The following is a 15,014-nucleotide window of genomic DNA, read 5'->3' as shown; positions in this document are numbered from 1 at the left end:
CCTTGGCTGGATGACAGCACAACGGTATAGTTGTTACAGTAAGTTGTATTTGAGGAGGGCTGATCGTGACCCCAGAGACATTATTATCAGAAGAAACTGTGTTTGAAGGTAAAGTCGTGACCTTAGGCAAACAAACTGTGTGCTTAGCCGATGGCACCACGGCTTTACGCGAAGTCGTGCATACTTCAGGATCTGCTGGGGTGCTTGCGGTTGACGGGGATCGGGCATTGTTTGTCAGTCAGTGGCGCGCACCGTTAAAGCAAGCGACCATTGAATTACCGGCTGGTCGCATCGAAGTCGGCGAAGACCCATTGGTGACAGCGACGCGTGAGTTAAATGAAGAAGCAGGTTTAAAAGCTAGTCAAATGACTTTTCTCACCAAGTTTTATCAAGCGGCTGGTTTTTCCGACGCATTATGTCATTTGTATTTGGCAGAAAACCTCAGCACGATCGCGAACAAACGCCCGCAAGATGCCGGTGAGTTCGTCAACGCGCAGTGGCTGACCCTACAAGAAGCACAACAATTGCAAACACAAGGCGTCATTTGCGACGCGAAAACAATTCTAGGCCTAGCTCTTTGGGCCAATATGAAAGGATAAGCTCATGGACGACGAACCAAAAACTCGCAAAGCCTACCGTGAAGCGCAAAAACATGCGCAGGCAACCGCTTCTGAACGCGATAAAAAGCGCGTTGAAGTTGAGCGGGACTATGCGCGAGAACAACGCAAGAAAAAACGCGGTAAAATGCAGCCAAACGGCCAATTTGATGACATCACTTATAAGCGCGTCACCGGCTTGAAGAAGAAGCTCAACTGGGCGATCGGTATCGTCTTCGTTTTGATCGTGATCGTCTTTTTGGTTTTAGCTTTTGTGTGATTGCGACTTACTTTAAAAAAGCGTATACTAGACTCAGACATTTTTTTGAAAAGAGGACAACTATGACGATCGGCGTGATCTGCGCAATGGAAGAAGAATTGCGCGCATTATTGGCAAAATTAGACGATGAAACTGAAATTTCAGTCGCCAACCAACACTATTTCAAAGGCACCATTGAAGGGGTTTCGGTGGTATTAGTCGAATCTGGTATCGGTAAAGTGCAAATGGGCATGACCACGGCGATCATGTTAGAAAAATTTGCCCCTGATGTGGTCATCAACACCGGTTCAGCTGGTGGTATCGGCCAAGGGTTACAAGTCGGCGACGTTGTCTTATCCAGTGCCGTTGCATATCACGATGCTGATGCGACTGCTTTTGGTTATGACATGGGCCAACTCCCACAACAACCTCAGAAATTCACCGCCGACGCTGACGTCGTCGCCGACATTGCCCGCGCTGCTGAATCAGTTGGATTACACACCAAAACTGGTTTGATCGTTTCAGGGGACCAATTCATCGCTTCAGACGATGCGAAAAAGCGCATCCTCAGCATTTACCCAGAAGCCCTTGCTGCTGAAATGGAAGGTGCTGCGATCGGGCAAGTGGCCACGCAATTTAAGACGCCTTTTGTTGTGATCCGCGCCATGAGTGATACCGCTGATGGGGATGCTGGTCAAAGCTTTGACGAATTTATCGTTGATGCCGGCAAACGTTCTGCCCAAATGTTACTCGCTTATATCCACCAATTAAAGGAAGTTTGATCATGCAACATATTTATCTTGATAATGCCGCGACCACGCCAATGGCACCAGCAGTGGTGCAAGCGATGACCGATCAAATGCAAAATGACTTCGGCAATGCCAGCTCCAGTCACTGGTTTGGCCGCACCGCCCACACTGAACTTGATGCTGCCCGCAAAGTCATTGCGCAATCCATCAACGCCAAGCCTGATGATATTATTTTCACCAGCGGCGCCACTGAAGCCAACAACACAGCCATTAAAACCGTTGCCCATGCCATGGCTGGCAAAGGCAAACACATCATCACCACAGCCATCGAACATCCTAGTGTTTTAGAATCGATGAAGTCGCTTGAACGCGAAGGCTTTAACGTGACTTATTTGCCAGTGTCTGAAACTGGGGAATTAGATCTCGCAGATTTTGATGCGGCATTAGATGATGACACCATTTTAGTTTCGGTGATGATGGGGAACAATGAAGTCGGTTCGCGGTTGCCGATTCAAGCGATCGGTGAGCGTTTAGTCGACCATCAAGCGTTATTTCACACCGATGCCACCCAAACTTACGGGTTGTATGATATCGATGTTGACGCCTTGCATGTTGACTTCTTGTCGACGTCTGCGCACAAGATCAACGGCCCTAAAGGTGTCGGTTTCTTGTATCGCCGTCCAGGCTACAAGTTGTTACCATTCATGAATGGTGGGGAACAAGAAAAGAAACGCCGCGCTGGGACTGAAAATGTTGCCGGGATCGTCGGCATGGCTAAGGCTGTGTCATTGTTGACCCCTGAAGTCAAAGCCAAGCACCAAGCAGACTTTTACGGCTTCAAGCAACAATTGTTGAAGCAACTGGATGATGCAGGCATCGATTACGCATTAAACGGCAGCTTAAAGCCTGACAACCCTAACCATGTGTTGAACTTGTGGTTGAAAGGCTTGTCCACTTATGCGTTGCAAACCAACTTAGACTTAGCTGGCTTTGCGATTTCTGGTGGCTCTGCATGTACAGCAGGGAGTTTGGAGCCTTCTCATGTGTTGATCGCGATGTTTGGTGAAGATTCGCCTCGCATCGGTGAATCTATCCGGGTCAGCTTCGGTACTTACACCACTGCTGAAGAAGTGCAAGCATTCGGTGAAGCGTTGATCAAAATCGCTAATCGCCTGCTTGCTCGCGCCAACAAGTAAATTGAAATGTCGTCGTTGCCTTAGGGTGACGGCGATTTTTTTCGGAAAAACGTTTATAACTTTTAGTACTTGTTTTTTATTTTAGAAGGCGCTATCATGGTGATGAATTCTATGAGGAGTGGGTGGCTGAGCGCAGGTCACCCGTATCACTTCGCGACGGGTGGAAGTGCCCGCTAAACTCTCGGAGACTATCCCGTAGCATCTGGGCTTAACTGTCGAGCGCTGCTAGATCTCCAGTTCCAAAGTGCCGGTACTGAAGGGTCCCAGTCGTGGACTCAAACCAGTTACAGCCGGGAGTAGTGCCCTCACGGTGACGTGAGACGCAAGGCGACGTCTGTTTGCGAAAGGCAGTGCAAAGCCGATTAGCGACGAACGCGGTTGAGGTCTAATAAGCCAAGGCCCGCAGCAACGTCCTTGATTGTTGTTGAGACTGCATGAACGTAATTGAATCGGCTAGAAGCCGCGGATCCACGAAGCAGAATATTGTTTCGTGGATTTGTTGTGCGCTGGTTTCAGGGTGCTGAGTTTTTTCTCTGAACGCCACAAGTAACCGCTTTTCGTGGTAGAATAATGTTAAAGCTTTACAAGGAGGAAGATTATGGCATTAGCAACCACCAGTGCACCACTTGGCAGTCCCAAGACTTACGCAGTTGATCCTGCGGTGAAGCGTTATACCTTGATGGACTTGGGCTTTATCAAAACGAAAAACGGGAACTTCCAATTAGAACGCTCATTGGATCCGAATTCGCCATACACTGCCGCCAACAAATTGCGGATCACCTTTAAAGCCGACCTCACGGCTTTTCAAATGGGTGTGACCACCGGCAATGGGTTAAAAGCCGTCAACATTTTCAAAACCGACAAAACTGCAGAAAACGTTGAACAGTTCAACTACATTGTTGCGGAATTGATCGATCGCCAAGTGATCAAACTCGCTTAAACGCAAATACAGACGCCTCGGAATTTCCGAGACGTCTGTATTTATTTGGCGAGCCAGTCGCTACGCATCAACTCATAGGCGAGTAAATCGATGAAGCGACCGTTGCGGAAGTACTCGTCTTTAAAGCGTCCGGCAAGTTGAAATCCGAGCTTTTCGTAACAGTGGATCGCAGCGATATTGTCAACAAATACCGTTAACTTGATTTTGTGTAGCGGCATTTGGGCAAAGCAGAAATTCATCATCACCGTCAAGGCGTCGGTGCCTAGTCCACGGTGTTGAAAGTCAGGGCTGATGGCGATGCCGACTTTGGCGTGTTGATGCAGGAAGTCCACCCCAAACACCGCAACGCTGCCAGCAAGTTCATGGCTGACGTAAATGCCGAAACAGTGATCTGGGGCTTTCATCGTGGCCATTTTTTCAATGGCATCGGGTGTTTGGGGATATGGTAAGTCGTCGTCTGCTTCTAAGCGGACTGAATTTTCAATTGCCTGTAATGCTGGATAATCTGATTCTGGGATATCGCGTAAGACACACTGGGTGCCAGTTAAATAATCTGGATCCATCGAAGTCCTCCTGAATTAAAAGGCGAAGCGCAATAACAACAAGCCGAACACCAGCAAAGGCAACCCGACAGCAATGCCATTTTGTTTGGTGGCGTTCGCTTTGATCATCGACAACCAGCGGCCTGACATGAATTGCGCGCCTAATACTAATAAGCATAGGCCCATCAACGCTAAGAAAATTTTCAAAACGATCACCTCAATTTTCAGTATACGCTAAAAAACGCGCGGTCATTCTCTTACTTTTGGCAAGCAATTATGGTATACTGGGCGTTACTGGAATCTTGACCTTCAAATCAATGCTTTCAGCAATTTAATGAAATGATGGTGAATCATATGGACAACAGCAATACCCGCGTTGTCGTCGGGATGTCAGGCGGCGTGGACTCCAGCGTGACCGCCTTGCTCCTCAAGCAACAAGGCTATGACGTGGTGGGCGTCTTCATGAAAAACTGGGACGACACCGACGAATATGGCGTCTGTACCGCGACGGAAGACTACGAAGATGTGGCTAAAGTCGCTGCAGAAATCGGCATCCCTTACTACTCGATCAACTTCGAAAAAGAATATTGGGATCGTGTCTTCCAATATTTCTTAACCGAGTACAAAGCCGGCCGCACGCCAAACCCTGACGTGATGTGCAACAAAGAAGTGAAGTTCGCAGCGTTTTTAGATTACGCTGAAGAGCTTGACGCTGACTACATCGCCATGGGTCACTACGCCCAAACGACCACTGACGAAAACGGCATCGTGCACATGTTGCGCGGCGCTGATGGCAACAAGGATCAGACTTACTTCTTGAGTCAGCTTTCCCAAGCCCAACTCAAAAAGGCAATGTTCCCGATCGGCCATTTGCAAAAGCCAGAAGTACGTGCCATTGCCGCTGAGTACGGTTTGGCAACTGCCGCAAAGAAAGATTCCACTGGGATCTGCTTTATCGGCGAGCGTAACTTCAAGCAGTTCTTATCCACCTACTTACCAGCACAACCTGGTAAGATGATGACTTATGAAGGCGAAGTTAAAGGCCAACATGATGGTTTGATGTATTACACCATCGGCCAACGCGGCGGCCTTGGCATCGGTGGGAACTCTGAGAACTCCGAGCCTTGGTTTGTTGTTGGTAAGGACTTATCGAAGAACATTTTGTATGTGGGCCAAGGCTTCAACAACCCACATTTGATGGCCACTAGCCTTGATGCATCTGGTATGAGCTTCTTTACCGGCTCAGCACCTGCGCAAGACTTCCATTGCACCGCGAAGTTCCGTTACCGCCAAGCTGATGTTGGCGTCACGGTTCACTTAGACGGCGACAATGCGCATATCGTTTTTGACGAGCCAGTGCGTGCGATCACCCCAGGCCAAGCAGTTGTGTTATACAACGGCGAGGAGTGCTACGGTGGTGGGACTATCGACGTCGCTTACGCTGACGAGAAAGTTTTACAATACGTTTAATCGTGAGACAACCGAGGCGACTCGGTTGTTTTTTTGTTGAGGGCTGAAAATTTGGTATAATCGGCGCATGAGTGATCAGGAGGACTTCAATGGACAAGTTATCATGGTATTGGCGCTTGACGCTATTTTTTATTTTAGAATTGCTACTTGGGGAAGTGGTGATCGGCTACGGCACCAGATTGTTGCATCTCGCTTATGTCCCGCATTTACTGGTGTATAAAGGTCTTGAGCTAGTCGTAATCTTATTGTTGAACTGGTGGTTGATCCATCAAAAGCTCCATTTCCTCAATTTAAAATGGCGGACTTGGACTTGGCTGTTGATATTGTGGATCGTCGTCGGCGTGGTCACCGTACGATTTGGTCATGCCAGTCGCATCCCCACTGGGTTAGTGGTCGGGATTGTGGCTGCGGCAACGGAAGAATGCATGTTCCGCGGCGTGATCTTCACACAATTGCTGAAGCATTGGCGCAATGCTTGGGCGGCGATGTTAACGTCTGGCTTATTATTCGGGGCATTGCATTTGATCAACCTCACCCATCAAAGTGCTGGGATCACTGCGATTCAAATTCTTCAAGCAGCGGGCATGGGGGTGATGCTTGCCGCAATGTATTTGCGCAGTGGCAGTTTGTTGGTGCCAATGGCGTTTCATTTCAGCTTAGATTATTTTGCGGTGGCGATTCACGGCATGTCTGGGACGCCGACTGGGAGTTTTCAAATCTTGTTGTACGGGTCGCTGTTTTGGGTGATGGTGTACCTGGCAATCGCAGTGATCATTGTTCATGGGAGTCGCAAACCGTTGAAATTGTTCGATCTAGAAGGGAGTCGCTGAGCGGTCAGCGGCTTTTTTTCTCGTAAAGGGGAACTTTTTGCCCGCTGAGTCGTACTAATAGGTGTACGACGAATTGGAGGAATGGGTATGCAAGAATTGATCGAATCTGCACAATCCGGTGATCAAACGGCTTTGGTCATGTTGCTGCAGACGCGCAATGACAAGCTTTATCGCACCGCTTACTTATACTTGCACAACCAACAAGACGCGTTGGACGCGGTGCAAGAAACCGCCTTGCAAGTGATGTTGAGCATCCACAAGTTGAAACATCCTGAATATTTTGACACGTGGTTGATCCGCGTGGAATTGAACTGCATTTTCAAAATGATGCGCAAACATCAGCCGAAGTTGACGGCTTTAGCTGTCGATGAACCAAGCGTCGCCAGCGACTTGCATGCAAATCTGCAAAGTGATTTAGAAAAGTTGCCGAAAGCTTTGCAAGTGGTGATTGTGATGCGTTATTACAACGACTTGCCGCTGGCGCAAATCGCAAAAGTGTTGCATTTGCCGTTGGGTACGGTGAAAAGTCGTTTGAATCGCGGATTGGCGCGGATGCGTCAGGAAGGAGCGGTGCGTGATGCTTACCGAATTTGAACAAATTGAAGTGCCAAAGAATTTAGTCAATGCGGCGATCAGTCAAGGCGTTGCCCAGGCGCGTCCAGTGAAACATCGCCGCCATGTGGTCGTCGGCAGTGTCATCGGCTTAGCCACAGTTGGGTTGTTGGCAACAGTTGCACCGGTTGCGATTCAAGCTGGGGGCATCGTACCTGCTTATCAACAATTACTTGATGAAAGTTCCACGCAATCAAAACGTTGGGATCCAACGCTAAATCAATTGTTAGGGGATTTTGCGAATACCAATGTCTATCATTCGTTGCACGTTGCGGCACAAGACGTCAACGGCATTCAGGTGCAACCGATCGGGACGATGGCATCAGCTGGGGTGTCAGCAGTGATCGTCGATTATTCAGGCCCTGGCATCGACCCCAACAAATTTGATCAAGCCAATGTTTCAGTGAATAACTTAGGTGCTGGCCAAGATATTGATTTTGAAGCTAACGCCGCAAAAGTGGCGCTGGGTCATTATCGACAAGTGATTGCTTGGTATCCGCCAATCACAGGTGATGCCAATACCAAAGGCTTTGATTTGAAATTAAGCAAAGTCAATGGCACCACTCATGACCTCAGCTGGCAGAATTTATCGCTGCCACAGTTTAAAGCAACTACGCGGTCGTTAACGCAAACTCGTAGCGCTCAAGTGATCGGTGGCCCAGTGACCGTTGCCTTAACAAAAGTCCAAGCCAGCGGTCAAAGTCTGGTATTAAATTATCAAACTAGCTTCGATCCGCAACAACTTACGGCATCCTCTCAGCAGAAATATTTGCAAGCGGCCTGGATCTCCCGTGGGGTGGTTTATCAAAATGGGCATGAAGTTGGCGACTTATCTTTGGGGATCAGCGGGCAGAATTTAGCCGTCACACATCACAATGGCTTGACGCAAGCTAATTTTCAATCAACGTTTGCGACTGATTACCGAGGGCGCAACGGCAAGCGCACGGCGTTACAAGCCGGGGATGTCGTGAAGTTCGACTATGAACTTCCTGGCAAAGAACCTAACCGTCAAGTACCTGCTACCTTTGAAGTGCCGGCATCACAATTATTACCATAAGCGCAAAAAAAGTCTGCTCACTGATTTCAATCCAGTGAACAGACTTTTTAAAATGCTAGTGAATCCCGGGCGTCATGCTAGCGCGATAAATATCTTCAACAGCTTGCGCATCCAGTGGCAAGTAAGCATGATCTAACCCACCTGCAGCGGCAGTTTTGGCCATTTCAGCAAAATGCTTGTCGTCTTCGATCCCAATTTCAGGAAGCGTCATGCCAAAGCCTAACCCAAAAATCCAACTCCATGTCGCATCGATGGCTTCTTGTGCGCGGTTGTGCACATTACCGAGCACTGGCAGATCCCAAACCCGATGACCGAACCGCGCGAATAATTTCGCCGAAGATTCATCATGATCTAGGACATATTGCATCCAGCGCGGCGTTAATATTCCAAGGCCAACACCATGCGTCACATCATAAAACGCCGACAGTTGATGTTCCATTGCGTGACATGACCAGCGACTTTCAGTGCCAGCACCCACTAAACCAGAACAAGCATTGGTGGCCGCCCACATTAAGTTTGCACGGGCATCAAGAGAATCTGGTTTGTTGATCGCGACAGGTGCCCAGCGAGTGACGGCTTGCATTAACCCTTCGATCATGCCTTTGGAGACATCATTTGAATCGGAGCGGTCGAAATATTGTTCACACAAATGCGAGAAAATATCCATCGAACCGGCTGCCGTTTGACTAGCCGGCACGGTGATGGTCAATCGTGGATCCAAGAAGGAAACTGCAGGACCACTTGGGCAGCGCGCACCAACTTTAGCGTTGCGACTAGGATCTGAGATCACCGCGTTGACATTCATTTCGCTCCCAGTTGCAGCAAGTGTCACAATATCCACTAATGGCAACATCGTTTGTTGTTGCGCAAGTTCACGATCAACCACTAAGTCCCAAGCATCGCCGTCGTAATGAGCCGCAGTGGCAATGACTTTGGCAGCGTCAATGACCGAGCCGCCGCCAACTGCAAGCACGACGTCGCGATCTTGTGCGAGTTTGACGCCAGCACGAACGGAATCGATTTTAGGATTCGGTTCAACGCCAGGCAGTTCAACGATATCAAAGCCTTTTAACAAATCGATCACCCGCTGGTACAATCCAGTTTTTTTGATCGAGTGACCCCCATACACCAACAATACCTTTTGACCAAAGCGGGCGACAGTATCGGCAAGTTGTGAATCGATGTAATCGCCAAAGCGAATGTCGGTGGGGTTAGCATAAGTAAAATCTTTCACTGAAAAGGCCTCCAAATTTCTGATTACCTCAATTATACCGCCCGCCGGTTGAAAAGGGGGGCAAAAATCGCGATAATAGAAGCAACAACAAGGAGGGCACGACGTTGACACGATTATTTTTTGTGCGGCACGGCAAGACGCAATGGAATTTGGAAGGGCGCTATCAAGGGGCCAATGGCGATTCACCATTGTTGCCAGAAAGCTACGAGCAGATCCACCAGCTTGCCAGTTACTTGAAAGGCACGCATTTTGCCCATTGCTACATCAGCCCACTGCCTCGTGCACAAGCGACAGCCAAGACCTTGTTACAATATCTCGATGAAAATATTCCCACCACGACCACGGTGGGGATGCGGGAATTCAATTTAGGCAAAATGGAAGGCATGAAGTTCACTGATGTTGCCAAAAAGTATCCCAAAGAATTACACGCCTTCCGCGCGGCACCTGGCGAATATGATCCCACTGCCATTGAAGGCGAAACCTTCCCAGATTTGATCAAGCGGATGCAACCGGTGGTGTTAGATGCGGTGAAAGCAGATGTGACTGGCGAAGCGAATTTATTATTTGTCAGCCATGGCGCTGCACTTGTGGCCTTGATCCAAAGTTTGCTTGGCACCCCAATCGCGGATATGCGTAAAATGGGGGGCTTGACCAATTCGTCAGTGACGATTTTAGAAGCCTACGGACCAAAACTCCCGTTCAAGTTGATCAAGTGGAACGACACCGAATATTTGACCAAAAAACTCGATCCCACGGACACGATTTAAGGAGTCATCATGTTAAAAGACAACAAACACAACAACACGTCAAAAAAGTCTCAAGCTCCGAAGAAACCCAAGCAAAACATGATCTCCCAATTTAATCACGGTGATCACGACGGCGCGATTCATGCCGCCATCGCCGCCATTGATGAAAATCCCAAAGACCCCAAGCGTTATGCGACCTTGGCGACGATGCTGATCGCTATTAACGCCTATGATGAAGCCACGCAACTGTTGATGCAAGCCATCGGGTTGTTTCCAGAAGACGGGGAGTTGGTGTATAACTTTGGGTTACTCCAATTCCGTCAAGAAAACTGGCAACTCGCCATTCAATATTTCCAACAACTGACGAAAAATCAAGATAACTTAGGCCAAGACGCGACTTACATGGTCGCTTTATCCTATCAACATTTGGAACAGCCACAAAAAGCCTTAGCCTTTGCGCTAACTGCCCATGAAGCCGCGCCTCATCGCTTAGATGCTGCGTTATTGACAGCGGAGTTGTTATTAGGCATGGGGGCGTTTCAACAAGCGGCTGATATGCTCGAGCCACAACTTCGCACGAAAAATGCGCAAGCTTATTTCACTTACGGCATGGCGTTGACTGGCGCTGGTCAAGATGGTTCGAAATATCTTGATGAAGCCAAACGGTTAGATCCTGATAGCTACGATCAAAAGGCTAACCAAGTCCGCGATATTGCCGGCTACTTACTGCACAAGGAGTCATCGGATGACTGACGAGCCGCAAAGCGTCACCGGCCGGGTCAAAAGCATTTTTTTTCAAAGCCCGACTAGTTTTTTCAAAATTCTATTGATCACTATCACCAAAACCAACCTCACGTGGTTGGAGCCAGAGATTGTGGTGACCGGCTCTTTTGGTGATGTGAAAGAAGATGAAACTTACAACTTCATCGGGAAATTGGTCACCCATCCAAAATATGGGCAACAGTTTGCTGCCGACAACTATCAAGTCGAAAAGCCCAGCGGAAAAGCCGGGCTGATCGGCTATTTGAGTTCAGAGAAATTTCCTGGGATCGGGAAGAAAACTGCAGAACGCATTGTCGAAGACCTCGGCGTTAATGCCATCGATAAGATCCTCAAAGATCCCAGCGTCCTGACCCCGTTGAAGCTCAAGCCTGATCGTCAAAAAACTTTAGTCGATAACCTCAAAGCCAATCTTGGCATGGAGCAAGTGATCATCGGCTTAAATGACTTCGGCTTCACGGCAAACATGGCGGCGAAAATCTACGCGTTGTATGACACTGATGCGCTAGATGTGATCGAAGAAAATCCTTACCGATTGATCGCAGACGTTGAAGGCATTGGGTTTAAGCGCGCTGACGCGATCGCTGCGCACATGAATATCGCACCAGATGCGCCGATTCGCATTCAAGGCGCGGTAATGGAGACGTTGACCAATCAAACGGAAGGCGAAGGCGACACTTACGTTGAATTGCCGGAATTGCTGGATGCGACGATCGGGATGCTTGAAGGTGCGCGGAATGTCGAAATCACGCCAGATGATGTCGCTGATGCCGTGATCGCCTTACGCAAAAGCAATAAAATCATGGCCGAAGATAAACGCATTTATCCTAAGCGCTTGTATGACGCCGAATTTGAAATTGCCAATCGCTTAAAGCAACTCGATCAAGATGTCGACAAACCAAGCGACAAAGCGATTCAACACGCCTTAAAAGATGTGCAAAAAGCCGCCGACATCACCTATGATGATACCCAGCGGCATGCGATCGTCACGGCGATGCAATCAGGGATCTTTGCGTTGACTGGCGGTCCTGGGACTGGGAAAACAACGGTGGTCAATGGTATCGTCCGCACCTATGCGGAGATCAATGATTTATCGCTTGATGTGAACTCCTATAAAGACGAACCGTTCCCCATTATGTTAGCCGCACCGACAGGCCGCGCCGCCAAACGCATGACTGAAACCACCGGCTTGCCTGCTAGCACGATCCACAGGTTGTTAGGCTTAACCATCGACTCTGATGAATATGAACCGAAAGAATTGCCAGATGGGTTGTTGATCGTTGATGAAATGTCGATGGTGGACACTTATTTGTTCCGCACCTTGTTAATGTCGCTACATCCAGGCATTCGCTTGATCTTAGTCGGGGATAAAGACCAACTGCCAAGCGTCGGTCCTGGGCAAGTGTTTGCCGACTTGTTGCGGGCACACTGCCTACCAGCGCAAGAATTGACCCATATTCACCGCCAAGATTCACAGTCTTCGATCATCGACTTGGCGCATGCCATTAACATGGGGCAGTTGCCTGCAGATTGGCAACAACAAAAAGCGGATCGCAGCTTTATTTTATGCCCGCCAAATCAACTGGCTGCCGTTGTCGGCCAAGTGGTCGCCAAAGCGGCACAGAAATTTGACTTGAACGACATGCAAGTGCTCGCGCCGATGTATCGCGGCGCCGGCGGCATCGATCAACTTAATGCCTTATTGCAAAATATTGTCAATCCGAAAAAGTCTGACCGCTCCAAAGAAGTCACATTTGGCGATCGCACTTATCGCATCGGCGACAAAATTTTGCAATTGGTGAACAATCCAGAACAACAAGTCTTTAATGGCGAGATCGGTCGCGTGATCGGCATCACCCCAGCAAAAGAGGCGGATTCTAAAACTGATGAGTTGATCATCGACTTTGATTCTTCAGAGATCACTTACACCCGCAGTGATTTTGCCAAGTTTACGTTGGCTTATGCAACGTCGATCCACAAGGCGCAAGGTAGCGAGTTTGATTTGGTGATTTTGCCGTTGACGTTAGCGTCAAAGCGGATGTTGCGGCGAAACTTGTTGTATACGGCAGTGACGCGCGCGAGTCAGTCATTGGTGTTGATGGGTGACCCTCGCGCCTTTGAACTCGCTGTCCAATCTGTCGCTGATAACCGCAAAACCAGTTTAGTGGCGCGGTTGCAAGCCGTCATGACACCGGTTGACACAAACGAGTTGCTATCAGACAATGAAGAGAGTAATGACGAACCAAAAGTATTTGTATTGACTGAAGCGCTGGTCCAAAGTCAAACGATTGATCCTATGATCGGAATGGCAGGTGTGAAGCCAATGGATTTTGCCTCAGTTGACCCCGCAATGCCCCATAAGGAGTAATTTTTCGAGATGGACGACAATAATATACGCAAAGAACTCACCATTAAACCGGTGACGTTAGAGTATTTGGAACAATTTAACGACTTGTTAGCTTATGTCTTTCAAGTGACCGCCAAAGAAGTTGAAGAATCAGGTTATGAAGAAGGCGAATTGGAACGCGCCAAGCGCCCAGTGTTGGAGAAATCTGATGTGATCGGGTGGTTTCACGATGATCAACTGATCTCCCAACTCGCCATTTACCCTTGTACCGTGAACCTCCACGGCAAACAAGTGAAAATGGGCGGCTTAACTGGAGTCGGGACTTATCCTGAATATGCAGGCCATGGTTTGATGCATGACTTGATCCGCTTAGCCTTGCAACACATGCGTGCGCATAAGCAGTGGATCTCTTATCTTTACCCATACTCCATTCCTTTTTACCGCAAAAAAGGGTGGGAGATCATGTCCGATCATTTGACTTTTGATGTCAAAGATACCCAATTGCCAAAGCCACAACCGACACCAGGTCATGTGGAACGATTGGAAATCGATGATCCTGATGTGATCTCGACTTATCAAACTTATGCCAAGCACAATCATGGTGCCATGATCCGCAACCAACTCAACTGGGATGAATATTGGCGTTGGGAAAACGAAGAAGAACGCATTGCCGGGGTGTATTACGACGCGCAAGACCAACCCCAAGGCTATGTGTTGTATTGGATCGCCAATGAAGTTTTCCACATCAAAGAAATGGTCTACAACACCCAAGAAGCGCGAGTCGGGTTATGGAACTTTGTGTCGGCGCATTTTTCGATGGTGGAACATGTCCGCGGCAACATTTATAAAAACGAACCGCTACATTTCTTGTTATCAGATGGCGACATCAAACAAACCATTCACCCTTACTTCATGGCGCGGATCGTCGACGTTGCCGAGTTCTTGAAAGAATATCCTTTCGCAGAAGTCGGCAAGCCGATCCACTTCAATGTGTCTGATCCTTTAGCAGATTGGAACAATAAGACTTTTGGGTTGTGGTGGAATGAAAAAGGGGAAGTCGAAGTCACCAACCGTCCAGTCGGGGATGCTGTGGACGTCGACATTCAAACGTTGACCACGATGTTGATGAGTTATCGTCGACCGTCTTACTTGGCACGGATCGAACGGCTACATGCGTCAAAAGCTGCGTTGAAAAACTTGGAAAGCATCATCCCAATGGAAGAACCTTACTTCTCTGATTACTTCTGATCGCGTTGACGATTGCGTGTGAGTGTGGTTTAATGAGATTATTCTAATGAACGAAGGATTTCAAAATGTTGAACAACCACTTTCAATTTAACTTTTTCTTTTTCAGATAGCGTCCATGCTGGCATGGACGCGTATTGGCTTGCGTCCATGTCTGAGAAAGATTTTCCTCAGAGGTGGTTGATCTGAGGAAGAGAAATTCAACTTTTCCGCACGATCTTGCAAGCTGCAAGGTCGTGTTTTTATTTGCGCGATATCATTGTCGCTATCCTGCAGCGTCAGTGTTTCGTGCCGCCGTCAGGACACTGGACGAGCTCCGTTTCAGTGATTTGAAATGGGGACTCCAGCTGGCTCGCCGCGACATAGTGAGGGTCCGAATCCGAGCTAGCCGAGATGTGTCGCTACGCTCCC

16 protein-coding genes are annotated in these 15,014 nt (G+C 48.4%); 13 read left to right on the top strand and 3 right to left on the bottom strand.

The window, feature by feature from the left end; translation table 11 throughout:
- The first annotated feature begins 65 nt into the window (after positions 1-65).
- The 5 genes from EKM92_RS01435 to EKM92_RS01415 all read left to right on the top strand — a co-directional run bounded on the left by EKM92_RS01435 (position 66) and on the right by EKM92_RS01415 (position 3,740).
- A complete protein-coding gene (locus EKM92_RS01435) occupies positions 66-599 on the top strand; it encodes an NUDIX hydrolase (RefSeq protein WP_125707141.1) in 534 nt (177 codons plus the stop codon).
- A gap of 4 nt (positions 600-603) precedes the next feature.
- The gene (locus EKM92_RS01430) at positions 604-876 is read left to right on the top strand and encodes a hypothetical protein (protein ID WP_125707139.1); all 273 of its coding nucleotides are present in this window, start codon (positions 604-606) and stop codon (positions 874-876) included.
- Between the two features lie 62 nt (positions 877-938).
- Positions 939-1,637 (top strand): 5'-methylthioadenosine/adenosylhomocysteine nucleosidase, encoded by a 699-nt coding sequence (locus EKM92_RS01425; RefSeq protein WP_125707137.1) that lies wholly within the window; start codon positions 939-941, stop codon positions 1,635-1,637.
- A gap of 2 nt (positions 1,638-1,639) precedes the next feature.
- Entirely contained in the window at positions 1,640-2,800 is a 1,161-nt protein-coding gene (locus tag EKM92_RS01420; protein WP_125707135.1) for a cysteine desulfurase family protein, read from the top strand.
- A 598-nt stretch (positions 2,801-3,398) separates the two neighbouring features.
- Positions 3,399-3,740 carry a DUF1831 domain-containing protein gene (locus EKM92_RS01415; RefSeq protein ID WP_125707133.1) on the top strand — a complete coding sequence of 114 codons (342 nt, stop codon included), beginning with the start codon at positions 3,399-3,401 and terminating at the stop codon, positions 3,738-3,740.
- 41 nt (positions 3,741-3,781) lie between these two features.
- On the opposite strand, the gene EKM92_RS01410 is transcribed toward EKM92_RS01415, so the two are convergent.
- Positions 3,782-4,303, bottom strand: coding sequence for a GNAT family N-acetyltransferase (locus EKM92_RS01410; RefSeq protein WP_125707131.1), 522 nt, complete (start codon positions 4,301-4,303; stop codon positions 3,782-3,784).
- A 15-nt stretch (positions 4,304-4,318) separates the two neighbouring features.
- Positions 4,319-4,489: a hypothetical protein gene (locus EKM92_RS13530; protein WP_164509856.1), complete on the bottom strand. Its 171-nt coding sequence runs from the start codon at positions 4,487-4,489 to the stop codon at positions 4,319-4,321.
- Between the two features lie 132 nt (positions 4,490-4,621).
- Here EKM92_RS13530 and mnmA point away from each other — a divergent pair, with 132 nt between their 5' ends.
- From mnmA to EKM92_RS01390, 4 genes are all read left to right on the top strand, one after another.
- On the top strand, positions 4,622-5,752 hold the full coding sequence (mnmA, locus tag EKM92_RS01405; RefSeq protein ID WP_125707129.1) for a tRNA 2-thiouridine(34) synthase MnmA: 1,131 nt from the start codon (positions 4,622-4,624) through the stop codon (positions 5,750-5,752).
- Positions 5,753-5,841: 89 nt separating this feature from the next.
- Positions 5,842-6,582, top strand: coding sequence for a CPBP family intramembrane glutamic endopeptidase (locus tag EKM92_RS01400; protein WP_125707127.1), 741 nt, complete (start codon positions 5,842-5,844; stop codon positions 6,580-6,582).
- 87 nt (positions 6,583-6,669) lie between these two features.
- Complete coding sequence (locus tag EKM92_RS01395) at positions 6,670-7,176, top strand: sigma-70 family RNA polymerase sigma factor (protein ID WP_164509855.1); 507 nt, start codon at positions 6,670-6,672, stop codon at positions 7,174-7,176.
- Positions 7,160-8,251: a hypothetical protein gene (locus tag EKM92_RS01390; protein WP_125707123.1), complete on the top strand. Its 1,092-nt coding sequence runs from the start codon at positions 7,160-7,162 to the stop codon at positions 8,249-8,251. The genes EKM92_RS01395 and EKM92_RS01390 overlap by 17 nt, the downstream gene beginning before the upstream one ends.
- Before the next feature lie 55 nt (positions 8,252-8,306).
- Here the strand turns inward: EKM92_RS01390 and EKM92_RS01385 are convergent, their stop codons facing one another.
- A complete protein-coding gene (locus EKM92_RS01385; protein WP_125707121.1) occupies positions 8,307-9,485 on the bottom strand; it encodes an iron-containing alcohol dehydrogenase in 1,179 nt (392 codons plus the stop codon).
- A 104-nt stretch (positions 9,486-9,589) separates the two neighbouring features.
- On the opposite strand from EKM92_RS01385, the gene EKM92_RS01380 reads away from it, so the two are divergent.
- From EKM92_RS01380 to EKM92_RS01365, 4 genes are all read left to right on the top strand, one after another.
- Positions 9,590-10,252, top strand: coding sequence for a histidine phosphatase family protein (locus EKM92_RS01380; protein WP_125707119.1), 663 nt, complete (start codon positions 9,590-9,592; stop codon positions 10,250-10,252).
- Positions 10,253-10,330: 78 nt separating this feature from the next.
- Positions 10,331-10,984: a tetratricopeptide repeat protein gene (locus tag EKM92_RS01375; protein ID WP_125707482.1), complete on the top strand. Its 654-nt coding sequence runs from the start codon at positions 10,331-10,333 to the stop codon at positions 10,982-10,984.
- A complete protein-coding gene (gene recD2, locus EKM92_RS01370) occupies positions 10,977-13,379 on the top strand; it encodes an SF1B family DNA helicase RecD2 (RefSeq protein WP_125707117.1) in 2,403 nt (800 codons plus the stop codon). Before EKM92_RS01375 ends, recD2 begins: the two co-directional genes overlap by 8 nt.
- A gap of 9 nt (positions 13,380-13,388) precedes the next feature.
- Positions 13,389-14,606, top strand: coding sequence for a GNAT family N-acetyltransferase (locus EKM92_RS01365; protein WP_125707115.1), 1,218 nt, complete (start codon positions 13,389-13,391; stop codon positions 14,604-14,606).
- Positions 14,607-15,014: the final 408 nt, after the last annotated feature.

Source organism: Lacticaseibacillus porcinae (assembly GCF_003946305.1).
GTDB classification, from domain to species: domain Bacteria; phylum Bacillota; class Bacilli; order Lactobacillales; family Lactobacillaceae; genus Lacticaseibacillus; species Lacticaseibacillus porcinae.
Note: the sequence above shows the minus strand (reverse complement) of the source record. Positions and strands in the feature narration are given on the sequence as shown.

Bases quoted from the DNA above. Each gene is read 5' to 3' on its own strand.
- EKM92_RS01420 (WP_125707135.1), top strand. From the start codon at position 1,640: ATGCAACATATTTATCTTGATAATGCCGCGACCACGCCAATGGCACCA.
- EKM92_RS01400 (WP_125707127.1), top strand. From the start codon at position 5,842: ATGGACAAGTTATCATGGTATTGGCGCTTGACGCTATTTTTTATTTTA.
- EKM92_RS01395 (WP_164509855.1), top strand. From the start codon at position 6,670: ATGCAAGAATTGATCGAATCTGCACAATCCGGTGATCAAACGGCTTTG.
- recD2 (WP_125707117.1), top strand. From the start codon at position 10,977: ATGACTGACGAGCCGCAAAGCGTCACCGGCCGGGTCAAAAGCATTTTT.
- EKM92_RS01375 (WP_125707482.1), top strand. From the start codon at position 10,331: ATGATCTCCCAATTTAATCACGGTGATCACGACGGCGCGATTCATGCC.
- EKM92_RS01425 (WP_125707137.1), top strand. From the start codon at position 939: ATGACGATCGGCGTGATCTGCGCAATGGAAGAAGAATTGCGCGCATTA.
- mnmA (WP_125707129.1), top strand. From the start codon at position 4,622: ATGATGGTGAATCATATGGACAACAGCAATACCCGCGTTGTCGTCGGG.
- EKM92_RS01430 (WP_125707139.1), top strand. From the start codon at position 604: ATGGACGACGAACCAAAAACTCGCAAAGCCTACCGTGAAGCGCAAAAA.
- EKM92_RS01410 (WP_125707131.1), bottom strand. From the start codon at position 4,303: ATGGATCCAGATTATTTAACTGGCACCCAGTGTGTCTTACGCGATATC.
- EKM92_RS01365 (WP_125707115.1), top strand. From the start codon at position 13,389: ATGGACGACAATAATATACGCAAAGAACTCACCATTAAACCGGTGACG.
- EKM92_RS01415 (WP_125707133.1), top strand. From the start codon at position 3,399: ATGGCATTAGCAACCACCAGTGCACCACTTGGCAGTCCCAAGACTTAC.
- EKM92_RS01390 (WP_125707123.1), top strand. From the start codon at position 7,160: ATGCTTACCGAATTTGAACAAATTGAAGTGCCAAAGAATTTAGTCAAT.